Origin of the sequence: Novosphingobium subterraneum, assembly GCF_000807925.1 — a bacterium.
GTDB lineage: Bacteria > Pseudomonadota > Alphaproteobacteria > Sphingomonadales > Sphingomonadaceae > Novosphingobium > Novosphingobium subterraneum.
On the sequence record NZ_JRVC01000001.1, the window covers coordinates 158,705 to 172,473 of the forward strand.

The 13,769-nt window shown below is 61.4% G+C and carries 18 protein-coding genes; 4 read left to right on the top strand and 14 right to left on the bottom strand.

The window, feature by feature from the left end:
* Positions 1 to 2: 2 nt before the first annotated feature.
* The 11 genes from NJ75_RS00725 to NJ75_RS00775 form a co-directional block, all read right to left on the bottom strand.
* On the bottom strand, positions 3 to 524 hold the full coding sequence (locus NJ75_RS00725; RefSeq protein WP_236727033.1) for a S26 family signal peptidase: 522 nt from the start codon (positions 522 to 524) through the stop codon (positions 3 to 5).
* Complete coding sequence (locus NJ75_RS23150) at positions 511 to 1,095, bottom strand: TrbI F-type domain-containing protein (protein ID WP_052241845.1); 585 nt, start codon at positions 1,093 to 1,095, stop codon at positions 511 to 513. Before NJ75_RS23150 ends, NJ75_RS00725 begins: the two co-directional genes overlap by 14 nt.
* Complete coding sequence (locus tag NJ75_RS23155) at positions 1,092 to 1,445, bottom strand: hypothetical protein (RefSeq protein ID WP_022678009.1); 354 nt, start codon at positions 1,443 to 1,445, stop codon at positions 1,092 to 1,094. Before NJ75_RS23155 ends, NJ75_RS23150 begins: the two co-directional genes overlap by 4 nt.
* A complete protein-coding gene (traC, locus tag NJ75_RS00740) occupies positions 1,442 to 3,988 on the bottom strand; it encodes a type IV secretion system protein TraC (RefSeq protein WP_039330807.1) in 2,547 nt (848 codons plus the stop codon). The genes NJ75_RS23155 and traC overlap by 4 nt, the downstream gene beginning before the upstream one ends.
* 6 nt (positions 3,989 to 3,994) lie before the next feature.
* On the bottom strand, positions 3,995 to 4,669 hold the full coding sequence (locus tag NJ75_RS23160; protein ID WP_052241847.1) for a hypothetical protein: 675 nt from the start codon (positions 4,667 to 4,669) through the stop codon (positions 3,995 to 3,997).
* Entirely contained in the window at positions 4,666 to 5,502 is an 837-nt protein-coding gene (locus tag NJ75_RS00750; protein ID WP_052241849.1) for a DsbC family protein, read from the bottom strand. Before NJ75_RS00750 ends, NJ75_RS23160 begins: the two co-directional genes overlap by 4 nt.
* Before the next feature lie 10 nt (positions 5,503 to 5,512).
* On the bottom strand, positions 5,513 to 6,805 hold the full coding sequence (locus NJ75_RS00755) for a TraB/VirB10 family protein (RefSeq protein ID WP_039330809.1): 1,293 nt from the start codon (positions 6,803 to 6,805) through the stop codon (positions 5,513 to 5,515).
* 5 nt (positions 6,806 to 6,810) lie between these two features.
* Positions 6,811 to 7,611: a type-F conjugative transfer system secretin TraK gene (locus tag NJ75_RS00760; protein WP_039330811.1), complete on the bottom strand. Its 801-nt coding sequence runs from the start codon at positions 7,609 to 7,611 to the stop codon at positions 6,811 to 6,813.
* Positions 7,608 to 8,171, bottom strand: coding sequence for a type IV conjugative transfer system protein TraE (locus NJ75_RS00765; RefSeq protein WP_039330813.1), 564 nt, complete (start codon positions 8,169 to 8,171; stop codon positions 7,608 to 7,610). Before NJ75_RS00765 ends, NJ75_RS00760 begins: the two co-directional genes overlap by 4 nt.
* A gap of 1 nt (position 8,172) precedes the next feature.
* Positions 8,173 to 8,457, bottom strand: coding sequence for a type IV conjugative transfer system protein TraL (traL, locus tag NJ75_RS00770; protein WP_039330815.1), 285 nt, complete (start codon positions 8,455 to 8,457; stop codon positions 8,173 to 8,175).
* A gap of 86 nt (positions 8,458 to 8,543) precedes the next feature.
* Positions 8,544 to 8,795, bottom strand: coding sequence for a hypothetical protein (locus tag NJ75_RS00775; RefSeq protein WP_407668280.1), 252 nt, complete (start codon positions 8,793 to 8,795; stop codon positions 8,544 to 8,546).
* Between the two features lie 422 nt (positions 8,796 to 9,217).
* Between NJ75_RS00775 and NJ75_RS00780 the strand changes: the two genes are divergently transcribed.
* The 3 genes from NJ75_RS00780 (at position 9,218) to NJ75_RS00790 (ending at position 10,556) form a co-directional block, all read left to right on the top strand.
* A complete protein-coding gene (locus tag NJ75_RS00780) occupies positions 9,218 to 9,592 on the top strand; it encodes a hypothetical protein (RefSeq protein ID WP_022678018.1) in 375 nt (124 codons plus the stop codon).
* Between the two features lie 45 nt (positions 9,593 to 9,637).
* Complete coding sequence (locus tag NJ75_RS00785) at positions 9,638 to 10,132, top strand: hypothetical protein (protein WP_039330819.1); 495 nt, start codon at positions 9,638 to 9,640, stop codon at positions 10,130 to 10,132.
* Between the two features lie 148 nt (positions 10,133 to 10,280).
* Positions 10,281 to 10,556 (top strand): hypothetical protein, encoded by a 276-nt coding sequence (locus NJ75_RS00790; RefSeq protein ID WP_039330821.1) that lies wholly within the window; start codon positions 10,281 to 10,283, stop codon positions 10,554 to 10,556.
* On the opposite strand, the gene NJ75_RS23165 is transcribed toward NJ75_RS00790, so the two are convergent.
* Positions 10,536 to 11,393 carry a lytic transglycosylase domain-containing protein gene (locus NJ75_RS23165; RefSeq protein WP_052241851.1) on the bottom strand — a complete coding sequence of 286 codons (858 nt, stop codon included), beginning with the start codon at positions 11,391 to 11,393 and terminating at the stop codon, positions 10,536 to 10,538. The two genes, NJ75_RS00790 and NJ75_RS23165, sit on opposite strands and share 21 nt — an antisense overlap.
* Before the next feature lie 1,082 nt (positions 11,394 to 12,475).
* Between NJ75_RS23165 and NJ75_RS24185 the strand changes: the two genes are divergently transcribed.
* Positions 12,476 to 12,625: a hypothetical protein gene (locus tag NJ75_RS24185; RefSeq protein ID WP_156135676.1), complete on the top strand. Its 150-nt coding sequence runs from the start codon at positions 12,476 to 12,478 to the stop codon at positions 12,623 to 12,625.
* Between the two features lie 188 nt (positions 12,626 to 12,813).
* On the opposite strand, the gene NJ75_RS00805 is transcribed toward NJ75_RS24185, so the two are convergent.
* Together NJ75_RS00805 and NJ75_RS00810 are read right to left on the bottom strand one after the other, a co-directional pair.
* On the bottom strand, positions 12,814 to 13,152 hold the full coding sequence (locus tag NJ75_RS00805; protein WP_039330825.1) for a YnfA family protein: 339 nt from the start codon (positions 13,150 to 13,152) through the stop codon (positions 12,814 to 12,816).
* A gap of 130 nt (positions 13,153 to 13,282) precedes the next feature.
* Positions 13,283 to 13,687, bottom strand: a complete 405-nt coding sequence (locus tag NJ75_RS00810) for a MerR family transcriptional regulator (protein WP_052241857.1) — start codon at positions 13,685 to 13,687, stop codon at positions 13,283 to 13,285.
* Between the last annotated feature and the right edge of the window lie 82 nt (positions 13,688 to 13,769).

The window sequence follows — 13,769 nt, forward strand, 5'->3', positions numbered from 1 at the left end:
CCTCACAGGATTGCCCTTCCGGTGCCAACCAGACGGTCGCGGCAGACAAAGCCGATATGCGCGTAGCGGCTGTCGAACCCGTCCTTGTGCGAGGTCGCTGCAAAGATGCAGCCCTTTGGCACTATGCCCAGAGGGCCTGCCTCGAGCGCGTCGCCGCGCTTGGTTACAGGCTTCAGCGATGCAACCTGCTGACCATTGACCAGAACGTCTGCGCCCCGCCGCGTCACGACGTCTCCCGGCAAACCGACCGCGATCTTCGCAAAAGGAGGCGGGTTGGTACCAAAGTACTTGGTCGTCACCCGGTCATGGCCCGGATGAAAGATCACGTAGTCGCCGCGCTTCGGGAAGCGGCCGCTCTCCACCAGGAAGGCCCAGTTTGGAAGCGAGTCCGAAACATTGACCATGAGGGCGTGCGTTCCGCTCCACCGGGCCAGCGCGCTGAAACCCATCGCGAGGGAGCTCAGCACGGCGATGACCGCCAGCTTCTGTACGAGCGAAAGGCCCTTGGGATCAGCGCGCTCCACCACCCTGCCCTCCGCCATTCGCGGCCATGAAGGCCTGCATCTCGGATTCGACGCGGGCCGCATTTGCTGCCGAGCCCTTTGGTCTCACGCCCGATCCCATGCCCTGCATCGCTTGAGCGGGCGTCGGCCGCGGGACCTTGGCATAAACGGCAGCCTTCACGCTTTGCGTCACGTCCGGCACATTGCCGCCAACGATGGCCTCGTGAACCAGCACGACTTTGCCGCTCTTGGAGAGGCTGGCGACAGTTTCATCGAGCGCCGCCATGAAGACAGCCGTCTCGCGTGCAGCCGTCGTTTCGTCCGCGCTCGAACGGGACTGCGCCTGCAGATATTCGCCGATGATCCCCTGAAGCTGCAGCTGGACGAACTCCTGCCTCGAGTCCGGCGAAGCTGCGATGTTCCGTGTCACCCAGGCGCCCCAGATGAACATGGCGATGCCGGCTACAAGCAAGACCAGTTCCCGCGTCGACATGCCGGCAAAACGGCGTTGCATGAGCGTTCCGGTCGGTTTTCGCGCCGCTGTCGAGACAGCCTCGTGGGCAGGTGGCAGCTCATCAAACAGATCTCTCATTGATCCTCTCCCCCAGTAACAAGAGGCACGGTAAGGGCAGCGCGAAGGCTCGCGCGGCGGAAAAAGGCGGTGAGCGCCACGACAGTCGCGAAGATGGCCAGCACGAGGGCCTCGAATTCACTCTGTCTGGCAGGGCCCGCTGCTGCGAACCGCGATGCCAGGTTGCCGAGCTGCAGCATCAGCCCTGCAAAGGTGAAACTGCCCAGCGCAACGAACACGAGCAGCCCCGTGCCGAGCGCCGCGAGCAAGGTCGTCGCGCCCCACCCTGCGAGGCGCAGGGCCACAAACAGCGTGTCCTGGCCGCGCTGGACAAGATCCGCCCTCTGCCGTGAACGAGGCAACGCGATCATTCCGCCGCCTCCGCCTGCTGGTAGCCTTCGGGAAATGCGACGGCCTCGATCGCGTCGTGCATCGCCATCCCGCGCTCGATGTTTGCCTCGATGCGCGCGAAGACGTCGGGGCTCGATGAGTAGAGTGCTGCTGAATAGCGGTCGAGGACGAGCCGTCCGATGCTTTCGGTATCGGGTCCGCGGATGAAGATATCCGAATAATCGGTGCCATTGCGCTTCAGCGAGCGCAGCAGCGCCTCGGTAAGGTTGTCCATCTCGAAGCGATCCGAGTTGCGGAAGTCCGAGATGGTCTCGCCCTTTTGCTGGAGGATCAGGAACCAGTCAGAGTTTTCGAGCGCGGCCCGCGAGCCTTCCGACTTGTAGTAATCGTGAATCGACTGGGTGGCCGTGATCAGCGCCCCGCCGTACTTTCGGCACGTGCGCGAATAGGTCTCGACGAAGTCGGCCATCGCACCGCCCTTGAGCATCTGCCAGGCCTCATCGATGATCAAAGGCTTCGGCGTCGCGCGGTCCATCCGGCGCATGACCTGCGAGGCGATGAACATGATCGACGTGAGAACAACGCCGCGCAGCTCCTCGCGGGTCGCAAGATCAGAGAGCTCGAAAACCGTCAGATCAGCGGACAGGTCAAGGTTGGCATCGCCCAGAAAGAAGCGGCCGAAAGTGCCCTTGGCCGCGAACGGCAGGAGCGAGGTAGCCAGATCATAAGCACAAGGGTGCTGGGCCTCCCCGAGCGCCGCGATAACATGGTCGACAGTCCCGTCACGGCCATGCTCCTCCCAGACGAGGTTGACCGCCTGGTCGATAAGCCCCCGTTCGGTGTCGTTCAGCCGGGTCTCATTGCGCGCCATCTGGGCGATGATCGATTTGAGCATCGCGAGGCAGTCGACCAGATAGTCATCGTCCTCGCGCGCAAGATGCTCATCGATCATCCGGAACGGGTTGATCGAGATGCCCGAGGACAGCTTGAACTCGGTGAACGTGCCGCCAAGAGCCTTGGCCATATGCTCGAAGCTGCGGCCATCGTCGATCACGATGGTCTTGGCTCCAACCCCTGCAAAGCTCGCTGTCAGATCCTGGAGGAGAACCGATTTGCCCGAACCGGACTTGCCTGCAATCGCAACATTGTGATTACCGGCAGTATTCTGGAACGGCGACCAGAACTGCGGTTGACCGCGCCTGCCAATGAACAGCAGATGCGGAATATTCCCCCCGACATACTCTCCCTGGATCGGCGCGATCGCTGCAACATTGGCCGAGCGCATCGTCCGCAGGCGCTTCATGCGTTTCAGATCATGGTCGAGCCCGTCGGCGAGGAGCAGCGGGAAGTGCGCCATAAAGGCGGGCAACTGGATATGGGTCTCGTCGATCAGGTCCCATCCCGTGGCCTTGTAGAGCGCTTTCAGCGTGCGCTCGCAGGGCTCGCCCCGGCCCTTGGGCGCGATGATCGAGACGGCATAGTAGCAGGAGACCAGCTTCTCGCCCTGCTTGACCCTGTCGGCCACGAACTGCCATTCGGCGGCCTCGGTGCGCAACTTGGGAACGAGCTTGACGCCCTTGCCATCGGCCAGCGATGTCGTTCGCGCGAACTTGTATCCTGCCCTTGCCTCCGAGGATTCCGGGCCCGGGATGATCCCGCAGACCGTCTGAAGCACCGGGCAGGGAAGACTGAGCTTGGGATTGAAGATGTCGCCGATGATCTTCTGGGTATCCCAGGGTGCCCAGCGATCAGGGAATCCTCGCACCGCCATGGTACGGACGTCGAACCGCTCGGGCACAAAGTCCTTCAGTTCGGGGACACCCGATGCGACTGCGCCGGTCGGCCGCAGCGATTGAGCATGGAGGACAAGGCGGTCCTTCTCGACATGCGTCACCAGGTCGCGCCGGACACATTGTTCGTTGATCGGATCGAACCTGTTGTAGTCCGGGACCTCGTCTCCTGCGCCATTCGATGGCGCGAGAATTTCGTCGAACAGGCGGATGAGATCGACTGGCGCGAACTGCCGGACCGGAACGTTGATCGATTCCAGCGCCGAAATGATCCCGTCGCGCATCGTGACGAGGTCATCATTGGTGAGACTGGACCCTTGCCCGATGCCCACCGACATCACGACACGGAAATTGCGCACGAAAAATGGTCCATCGCTCGCGAGCGTTGACCAGGCACCGGCGAGCAGCTTGTCGAGGCGGTGGCGCGCAAGTGTCCGGAAAACGCCCGAAGCCGTGAATCGGGGCAGCGCCCAGGCCTGCAGCATCTCGGCTACCCTGGGACTTGAGAAGTTTGTCACGCTGAAGCGCGTTCCGGGCTGAAGAATATCGGAGAAGATCGTGCCGATGATCTCGCTGACCCGGTCATTCGCACCCACGAGCGGTGCAAGCTCGAGAATGAAGCCTTTCGAACGGACCTGGTGGAAGATGCGCTTCTCCTCGTCGAAGGAGCGATACCCGAGAAAATGCGACAGCATCGGCACATCAGGCGCGCGGGCGCTGCGCTCCGGCTTGCGGCTGTCTCCCACAACGAGATCGACGAGCGAGCCCAACATCGCGCCTTACTCCACGACGCCGCTGAAAGCGGCAGGCTTGGGCCGGGCGCGGGATCCCTTGGCAGAAAGCCGCTGGGCAACCTCCGCCTGAATCTCGGCGATCGGATTCTTCGCGTCGGCCGTGGCGACCTCAGTCCCGCCCGCGCCCTTGCGAGGATCGGGCTTTGCGTCGCTCCCCTCCGGCAATGGCGCGAGCAAAGGCGGAGCGCTTTCTGCTGCGGCGAGAAGACCGCGACTGCGCGCAACCTTCGGACCCCGCTGAGCAATCTGTTCCATCGCGTCCCCGCGTCCGGGAAGCAGTGCTTCGGTGCTCACGACCCGGCGCGCATGCGTCGTGCCGCTGGCATCGGTGAAGCCGGGGAAGACCACAGAGAGCTGATAGCGCGGGGCGCTGCGCGCCACAGGCGCCGCACTTGCCAGATGCGTGTCGTGGACAGGCGCATCGATCCCGTCATCCATCCGATAGGGGCCGGCGGGATTGAGAAGGTCGGACGAACTCGTCTCTTCGATCCGGGCGAGCGCAGTATCGTCGATCTTGGAGGATGGGGCGCAGATGCCGTCGGGCGCATTGCAGCGGAAGTTCGCGCTGACATTGGTGCCAAGCGTCGAGCAACCCGACAGCAGGCTCCCGAGGACCGCAGCGACCATGACAGCTTGCGAACGCAGATTTCTGTGCATCATGATGCCTTTCCTTCGATCCAGCTGAGCAGGAAGTCGCGCGGGCGGTAGCCGTGGAGAACCGCGCCATCTTCGCGGACGATGACCGGCGTCCCGCTGAAGCCGTGCTGTCTTGCGAAGGCCTCGTTGGCATCGAGCCCGCTGGTGTCACAGGATCCTGCAGATGTGACCGCCCCGCCCTCGTACGCCTGAGTTACTGCCCGGCGCCGGTCGGGTGCGCAGATCACGGCCTCCGAGATTGGCCTTGTGCCGAGCACCGAGATCGGGCGCTCGATCACCTTGACATTGAGGGTCCCCAGCGTCTCGTGAAGCCGCTTGCAGTAGCCGCAGCGAAAGTCGCTGAAGACCGTTATGGTCCTGGTTCCACGGCCCATCACGATGCTGCCGTTCTTCGGCAAGGTCGCAAGGGCTGCCGGATCAATCCGGGCATCGGCTGCTGCAGACGGCGAACCAGTAGCGCCTGCCTGCGGCTTGGCCTCGGGCTCATCGCTTGCACCGGCACCGCCGACAAGCATGTCCGGGTTCATCTGGAGGAGACGGGCAGCCGTGAGGTCCTGTTTGGTCTCCATGTCGTAAACGCGCCCGATAATCAGGTAGCGCGCGCGATGGTCGATGTAGAACAGGTTCTGGCGGGCCTGAATCTCGCAGACGCCGTCGATGGACTTGCAGTCGATTGATGTGATCTCAGTCTTTGGCAGGCGCTTGGTCAGCGCTGCCTGGATCGAAGCGGGGTCACTCGCTGCCGAGGCATGAGCAACGGCCGCGATAGCGGCTAGGCCACTGGCTGCCAGACCTCCGGCTGCCGCGATCTGCCATGTCTTCCATTTACGCTCCATGGTGGTCCCCTCAGTTTCTGATGAAGGTGCCGTCGAGGAAGACGACCTCGACCGCCGCCCCGGTGGGCATCTCGACAACCGGCTGATATTGCTCGGCGCGCTCGATGAGATATTCCGAGACCGTAGTGCCGGCCTGCTGTCCGCCGCCGCCGAGCGCACGCAGCCCGATCTCGCCAGCGCCGGGGGTCCGTCGGCCCTCGCCCGCGATGATCGGCTGATTGAACCCTTCACTGAGCGCGTTGCCGACGCCGCTCACGAGACCTGCCAGAAAAGCCTGGGTGGTCAGTGAGCCCTCGCGGCTAACCACGCGGCCGCGCACGCCCACTTTGCCGCCGAACGCGATGAACCCCTTGACCTCCGATACCGCAAAGCGGCCGCCCGGCTGCGCGCAAGTCATGCGCTGGAGCTTCACATAGACCTTCTCCGAGGAGAGGTCCCCGTAGGCTGCGCCGTTGACCATGCACCCCTGCACCCGGGTCGCGAGGAGCTTCCCATCCCCGTAGACCGAGCGCGCGGGCCCGGTAATCCGGAGCAGGACGGGGAGCGGATCGCTCTGGCTGCGCGTATTCGTCGTGGCATCGACGCCGACCACCACCGTTGCCTTGGCAATCGAATTCGGGGGCAGATAGTTGGGCGAGTCCGTATAGACGGCGGGCGACTTTGTCGGGTCGATACGCGATGCCGTCCCGCTTGCTGACGTGAACGAGACCATCTGGACGTCGCTACCGCGGCGAACGGGCGGGGCTTCTGCCGCTCCGGCCTCTGGTGACGCCGGCACGCCCATCTCGCGGGCCGCCGCGACAGGTCCTGGCGCTGTCGGCCGCGCGTTGCCCCTCTGGACTTGCTGGCGCAGTTGCTCGTTCTCGCGCTCGTAGGCTTCCAGGACACGCTGGCCATCGCGCGCCATGGCCGCATTTTCGCCGCGCAGCGCCTCGATCTCGGATTGCATCTGGGCGAACTGCGCGCCCTGCGCCTCAAGGCCCTTGAGACGCACGTCGGTCGAGTTCATCTCGCCCTCGTACATCGCGACCCATTCCTGATCGACGCGCTGCCGGTTCAGAAGTGCATCGGTCGAGACAGTTGTCTTGGCCCCCTTCTCCGTCGCCTCTTCGATGGTCTCCTCGGTATCGAGGACATACATGGCCCCAGCCACCGCGATCACGCCGGCAAGACCGAACATCAGCATCTTCTGCCGCTTCTGGACCAGTGAGTTCTCTGCAATGGCACCACTCGCATCGAGGGTGTCATGTTCCTCAGCCTCGCTGGCATCGAGGTCCTTGGGTTTGCGCTTGAGGAAATCCATCTGACTTACCCTCCTGACGGTACGACGACGTAAGCGGCGGTGGCCTGGCCGCTGGCGAGGTTGGGATTGGAAATGCTGACCGCGATGGCGCCGTCTCCGGCGATGATCTCTTCCTTGAGCGTCATCGGCTCAGAGCCATTGTTCTCGATGCGCAGGACCTTCCCGGTCATGGTCGGGCTGCGATATTCGCTGACCAGCTGGACCTTCAGATCGCCGACATTGACCGGGGCACGGGCAGCATCGCTGATCTCGAAACCCGCAACGCGGCGCTGCTCGAACATGGCCCGGACGAGCGAGACCGCACGATCATCGAGCGTTGCAGAGGCCTCGAGCGACTGAGGCGCACCCTGAGGGTTTTCGAGATCGGCGTTGGCGACGAAGACCTGCAGCGCCGCTTCGCCCGATACCTCGCAGTCGAACTTGTAGACGAAGCCACGGCGCGTCGTCCCGAAGAACGAAATATTGCGCTTGGAATAGCCGTCCGGAACGGAAAGATAGATGTCGCCGCGGGTCGGCTCGTGCACGATTGAGAAGTCTTCCTGCGGAACACCCGCCTGGACACGCGAGACCGAGACAAACTGGTCATCCTTCAGCGAAATCCGGGTAAGGTCCGACTTCGACGCCTGGCAGCGCACCTCGCCATTGTCGGCTGCCAGAATATGCTCGTCGGCGAGAGCCGGAACGGCGGTCAGAGCGAGCGCGCCGCCGACCAGTACGACCCCGCACAAGCGAAGGAGCTGGCAGTCAATGCGGGAAGCGAGGACGCTGCCGGTCGCAATCAGCAACGAAGGCACAATCGGGTTCATTGTTCCTGCTCCTTCTTGACGACCACGCCAAAGCCCTTGAGGCGGAGCGAGACGCCGGTGTGCTGCCAATGGAATTCGAAGATCTTGTGTTCGCGGCGGACGTCGCGCGATCCGACGATCGTATGGAGCACGCCGCCGACCTGACTGGTCAGGTTCTCGGGGTCCGTGCGGATCCAGTCGATCGTGATGAACTGGGTGACCTGCGAGTCCTGTTGCTCATCGATGATTTTGAGAAGGTTGGCCTTGAGCGGACCGCGCGCCTCGGGCGCGGCAATCGCAATGAGCCCGTCGAGCCAATACTGCAGGTTCTCAGGTGACCGATTGAGCGCAAGCTGTGCCGTGTCGCGGGTCACCGCCTCGAGATATTCGGGGCTGACCGCCGCTGAGCTCAGCACCATTTCGCTGGGAAGGATCGGCTGAAGGACAACCTCCCGGTCCCGCGTCGTTGCCGCGACGAACATCACCAGCACCAGGGCGCCGAGAATGATGCAAGTCAGAGCCAGAATGTTGCGCTGCTTGAGGGTCCGCTGCGACGCCTCGTGTGCGAATGAGAGTTCCATGTCAGCCCGCCATCACACGCAAGTGGGAAGGCGGAGCGACCTTCAGACCGAAGAATTCACCCGGCAAATGCCAATAGGCAAAATGCAGGACCCAATACATCGAGCGCCCAGCTTTGAGTTTGCGGTACCCAAGCCATGCAGCAACGGCCAGAAGCAGGCCTATGACAACATGCTGCGCCAGAATTCCCCAGGTGAACGGGATCACCAGCACGAGGAATTCATCAAGCGACCAGAACCCGATCAGTTCGGGATCGTCGAGATGCTTTGGGATGGAATACTTGTCCAAAGATCGTCTCCGCCAGAAAGGTTTGCTGCCATTCCCATGCCGGTGATGGAGCAGCGCCCCCCGTTCGCGATGACCTGTGCTCTCGCTCAGATCGTCGCTGTGACCGTGGAAGTGACGATCGGCACGCCGGTGCCAGCGCCCACGCCGACGCCGACGGGGATCGCGACCTGGCCGAGCGAGAAACGCCCGCTGGCCATGGCAACGATGCCGCCGGCGAGCGAAAGCACGGTGACGATCCGACCGCCCGAACCCTCGAGGAATCCGGTGAAGCGGGTGAGCGCGGTATTGAAAGTGTTATCGGTACCGGCCATGGCAGCTTCGACACCAAAGACGCTCATGGCGGCAGCGACAGCAAGGGCGACGGCGAACGTCCCCCCTGCCTGCTTGAGATCGTGGACCTTCATTGTCTTCCCCTTCTGGTTGACCAAATGACGTGGTGCGTCGTCACCAAGGGGGCCGCAGCCGAAAGGTTTTCTCAATCACTGTTGTGTAGAGCGAAGTCGGAGAAGTCCGCGAATCACCGTTTTTGATGCCAGGTGGTCCGATTTTTGATACCGGGTGGCTCGATTTTTAGGACCACGTGGTCATGGATTCAGGACCACGTGGTATCACCAACACGCCACCCTGGTCCTGAATCCCTGACCACGTGGGTCTGTTTTTCATACCACCGGTCCGAATCGTTGCAGCTGCTCGGGGAGGCGATAAGGAACCGACGCCAAGGGGCCCCGATCAGTAGCGAACAATGGCGGGAGGAAACGCAATGGCCAGCGGAAAAGAGGTCGTCCACGAACTGCTGGTGAGTCGGGATGCTTTTGTGATCATTGCGGACGCCATCAAATGGCTGACAATAGAACGGTCGAAGTTTCAGCGCCTTAGAGATGTGATCACAGATGTGATCCGCGCTCCAGACCTTTCCAATCAGGAATTGCTTGCCGCATTCAACCGGCACAGGCCCTGCGATGGGCGGGTTAGGATCTATCTCAGATTAAGCGGCGCTCTGAATGCCGAATTTGACACCCTCAAAGCCCGCCTTGGAGAGGTCACAGGCGACCAGTGCGGCGTGCGCGAGACGGTGATCTTCTGCGCCCTCGCCATCAGTCTGCGCCAAATTTCTCTTGCCAAAGCCGCATTTTAGAATTCACATCATGCAGTTGCATAGGGAGAATTTACGGAGACAAGGATGGGTCAGGGGGCGAACCCAAACGAGCGCAAGAGCTGTCATAAGCTGCAAGCTGAGTACGCCGATTTGATCAAGTACCAGATGAACCGGCAGGGGATCAGTCTTCGTAGGCTCGTCGATGAGGGGATCATCAAGAGCAGCCACCGCAGCGGTCTGTTCGAGCGCATCGCTGATGGCAGTGTGTCGACAGCCGAGTTTAACCGGATCAACGAAAGGCTCGGCATCGATCCCGTCAGAGCAGCGATCGCCGTTCACTGCTTTGTCAGCCCGGAATCCTATGAAGACCCGTGCTGCGAAACCTCTGCCCACCTTGCCATTGCCCTCGCGCTTCAGCTCAGCGAGGAGATGGCCGCGTGCGATGGGACTTTTGAGCCGATCCGCGAAGCCCTTTGCCACGGCATCGCGCAGCGCACCTCGAGCGCTATAGCCAGGCACCATACAGCGCTGGAAGCACGGCGGCACGACCCTGCGCTGTTTGACCGCCCATTCGGCTGAGCAAGCGAACTGCTGCATCAGCCAAGCACGCACGCTTAGTAGAAGCGCCGCTGATCTATTGATGATATGGTCACTCAGCTTGGGACATGTTCGCCGCCAAGCTCGCTTTGCGGAGCAATCGCCTCCAGGATCAGGGACCAGTCTGCTGGTGAAGCAAGAAGCGCTCATTGCCTGGACATCGCTCTATATTGCGGTCGGCATCATGGCGCTGATCGGCACCGCACTTTCGACAATCGTGACCCTGAATGAATGGCGAACTGGCCGATGGGCTCCCGCCTGCACAAGCACGCTCGACAAGGCATTGTTGCTCCCGAAGCTTTGGCTGCGCTGGCAAGCCAACTATCTCACCGGCACACCTGTGATCTTGGCGATCAGCCTCTACTATGCCTCCAGTATTGGTTTTTCAGTTTTCCGGGACATCTGACCCTCCAGCGAACGCAAGAAGCCTGACCGACCTGAAGAGGTTGTCCGCTTCTCGCCGGGCAAGCGAGACTGGCGGGGCAGAGCTTCCGCTGAGCGATGCAAGTATGGTGCGGACATAGCTGCGCGTTTCAGCAAAGGGCGGAACTCCGCCATGCTTGTCGACGTTGCCCGGACCGGCATTGTACGCAGCCAAAGCAAGATGCCACGAGCCATAGCGATCGAGCTGCTCACGCAGGTAACGCGCTCCGCCGCGGAGGTTTTCGACAGGGTCCCAAGGATCTGAAACGCCAAGATAGTTTGCGGTCCCCGGCATCAGCTGTGCCATGCCCATCGCCCCGGCAGGACTACGCGCAAAGGGCTGGTAGCGGCTTTCATGAGCAACGAGCGCGTCAAACAGCCGCAGGGGAACGCCGGCTTCGCAAGCGGCTGCGGCGACGTGGCGGAAATAGAGACGGCGTCGCGATTGTGCCATCTCGGACAGGTCATAGCGCGGGAAGTACCCTCCAGAGAGACAATCGGGACCTGGCGCGAGGCTCGATGCATTCACCGGCACGGGAATGACGGTGGAGCTTCCGCGTCTCATCCAGGACGGGATATAGAACAACGGGGGCGCGGGGCTGACAGGGGTGATCTCCTGCTCCTCCGCAAACGCTGTCGCTTCAGTCTCGGGAACGGGCTGCTTGGCTTGCAGCTGCGCGTTGGGACTTTTGACAACCACTCCGGGCACCAAGAGCGCGAATTCAGAGGGCGTGCTGCTCGAGAAGTCCTCAAGCTTGACCTCTTGGGCGACGGCTTGAGAATTTAGCGCGACAAGCGCTGCGCTGAGGTAGATTTTCATAACCACACCTTTCGGCATGGCTTAGGAACCGCCAACTAAGGTTATCGAGATGGCTCCGCTGGCGCAAGCGTCGTATGGATTTGGAGAGGTAAGCACCGCAACAGCATCTGCCGCCCAAGACCCGGTCGTTCCTCGCCACACATCAAAGTGACCGTTTTTGTCGAAATCTGCCACTCAGCTTGATCGAGCGGACCGAAGCTGCGACCACATCGCGTATCATGGTCGAACGAACGTGGACCGAAAATGTGATCGGCCGTTGGAACTGCATCGGCACCGGAGTTCATCACTGCAATAGACGCAGCGGAGTGGTGCTGTAGGGTGCGCTTACTTGCAGGATGCAGTCAGTTATCTGGCTTCGGCCAGCACAGAGATTAACGAGAGTAGCTGAATTTGCTGGGTTGGTGCCATTGGCGTCCACAGCCCCTAACTTCAGCTTTGTGCCCAAATTTTGCTCATCTAGTTTGTAGGTGAATGATCGAGGAAGCTGTCGATCGCTCAGGCGTCAACCTAACATCCTTGGCTAGCCTGGGGGGCCGTAAATCCGCATCACTGAAGCCCTCTGATTTTTTGCATTTCGGGGTGCTAGTCTGAGACTTGCGGGGCTCACAAAAGGCGAGAAGCCTTCTGATATCGCTAAGAAGCTTGCGTTGCTCGAAGCTGCGTTAAGCTTTGCGCGAGGCTGTGTAACTATGTCTTTGATCACGTCGAACACAGTGGTATGGACCAAACGGTGACACAGCGCCTCTTTCTCTATCTCGCGGCATTTCTTGCCGCGCTGCTACCCATAGAGGCGACCTATGCAGCGAACGGTTGCGCGCCGATGGCAGAGATGAACGCGGACGCAGGCGACTGCAGCGGATGCATGGATGATGAGCGCGGGCAGTGTCAGAGCTATTGCTTGGCCTTGTGCCAGACGCTTCCGGCAGCGCGCGTTTCGTCGCTAGAGCCGCGCGATCTTTCGTCACTCAATTTTCTAGCGCTTCTCGAAAAGTTTCCGCCCCTGCCTAACGGGGGGCCGGAACCGCCGCCTCCCCGAATGCTCCGCTGATCGACGGAATTCAATTTCAACGGAGATAAACATCATGAAGAAGTACATCATCACGGCAGCAGTGCTGCTCGGTTCCAGCTCAGCTGCTTTTGCCGCCGCGCCGGAGCAGGTCGCATCGCTCGCAATGTCCTGCTGCGACCTCGTGCTCGCATGCTGCGAGGCTGCAATGGACTGCTGCCCGTAAGGGACTAGCCAAGGCATAAGGGCGGGCGTCCGGTCACCAACTGGGCGCCCGCTTTCTTTTGGACCGCTCTTGCGCGAATGCCTAACAGTCGAGCAAGCCTCGTAAAAGCTATTCATTATAGCCTTTAACTTATTGGCATTCGGGATGTTCACGAAATGCTTTTCGAGTGACCATCCCAATTGCAGCCATCAGGCTGATCGTCCCGGACCCACCAGAATCAATCCTGCTCCGACGAGACAAATCGCCGCGCCAATGACATCCCAGCGGTCGGGTCGTGCGCCTTCGACACTCCAAAGCCAAATCAGTGACGCTGCGATGTAGACGCCGCCATAGGCTGCGAATGCGCGGCCCGCAGCGGATGTATCGACCAGCGTGAGGAGCCAGGCAAAAATCGCGAGCGACACCATGCCCGGCGCAACCCACCAGGCAGATTTGTCGAGCCGCAACCATGCCCAGAACGAGAAGCAACCGGCGATCTCCGCCAGCGCGGCGAGCGCATAGATGAGTCCGGTTTGCAGGGTTGGCATGGTTAGTGCTCGATCCGTGGCGATAGTGGGGCTGGGCAGACCATTGCCGGGTGTCGCAGCATCGTCAACGCGGTCTGGTGGATCCATGCACGCGAGGCCGAAGCGTTGGCGCCAAAGCAGCGATCTTCGATCACGTTGCGGTCAGCGTGCGCGGGGCGAGGGTCTCGATGATCTTGCAGTCGGCCACGGTCCCGTGACGGCAGGATCCGATGACCCGGTCCAGTTCGCCGCGCAGTGCGCTCAGATCGGCGATCTTGCGGTCGATTTCGGTGAGGTGGACGCGCGCGATTCCGTCAACGGCATCGCAGGATTGGGCCTTGTCATCCGACAGCGTGAGCAGTTCGCGCACGGCTTCGAGCGTGAAACCGAGATCGCGGGCGCGGCGGATGAACGACAGGCGCGCCAGATGATCATTGCCATAGGCACGGTAATTGGCACTTGTCCGGGCGGGTGGCGGCAACAACCCGATCTTTTCATAATAGCGCACCGTCTCGACCTTCGTCGCCGTGGCGCTCGCGAGTTCGCCAATTTTCACTGCCACTCCTTCGGGCTTGACCCTATAGTTGCTACAGGGTGTAGATAGAATGCCGACTCGCAGATTGTCGAGAAGGCAAAAA

Bases quoted from the DNA above. Each gene is read 5' to 3' on its own strand.
- NJ75_RS00765 (WP_039330813.1), bottom strand. From the start codon at position 8,171: ATGGAACTCTCATTCGCACACGAGGCGTCGCAGCGGACCCTCAAGCAG.
- NJ75_RS00775 (WP_407668280.1), bottom strand. From the start codon at position 8,795: ATGAGCGTCTTTGGTGTCGAAGCTGCCATGGCCGGTACCGATAACACT.
- NJ75_RS23165 (WP_052241851.1), bottom strand. From the start codon at position 11,393: ATGAAAATCTACCTCAGCGCAGCGCTTGTCGCGCTAAATTCTCAAGCC.
- NJ75_RS00785 (WP_039330819.1), top strand. From the start codon at position 9,638: ATGGGTCAGGGGGCGAACCCAAACGAGCGCAAGAGCTGTCATAAGCTG.
- NJ75_RS24185 (WP_156135676.1), top strand. From the start codon at position 12,476: ATGAAGAAGTACATCATCACGGCAGCAGTGCTGCTCGGTTCCAGCTCA.
- NJ75_RS00805 (WP_039330825.1), bottom strand. From the start codon at position 13,152: ATGCCAACCCTGCAAACCGGACTCATCTATGCGCTCGCCGCGCTGGCG.
- NJ75_RS00750 (WP_052241849.1), bottom strand. From the start codon at position 5,502: ATGGAGCGTAAATGGAAGACATGGCAGATCGCGGCAGCCGGAGGTCTG.
- NJ75_RS00780 (WP_022678018.1), top strand. From the start codon at position 9,218: ATGGCCAGCGGAAAAGAGGTCGTCCACGAACTGCTGGTGAGTCGGGAT.
- NJ75_RS23160 (WP_052241847.1), bottom strand. From the start codon at position 4,669: ATGATGCACAGAAATCTGCGTTCGCAAGCTGTCATGGTCGCTGCGGTC.
- traC (WP_039330807.1), bottom strand. From the start codon at position 3,988: ATGTTGGGCTCGCTCGTCGATCTCGTTGTGGGAGACAGCCGCAAGCCG.
- NJ75_RS23155 (WP_022678009.1), bottom strand. From the start codon at position 1,445: ATGATCGCGTTGCCTCGTTCACGGCAGAGGGCGGATCTTGTCCAGCGC.
- NJ75_RS00760 (WP_039330811.1), bottom strand. From the start codon at position 7,611: ATGAACCCGATTGTGCCTTCGTTGCTGATTGCGACCGGCAGCGTCCTC.
- NJ75_RS23150 (WP_052241845.1), bottom strand. From the start codon at position 1,095: ATGAGAGATCTGTTTGATGAGCTGCCACCTGCCCACGAGGCTGTCTCG.
- NJ75_RS00755 (WP_039330809.1), bottom strand. From the start codon at position 6,805: ATGGATTTCCTCAAGCGCAAACCCAAGGACCTCGATGCCAGCGAGGCT.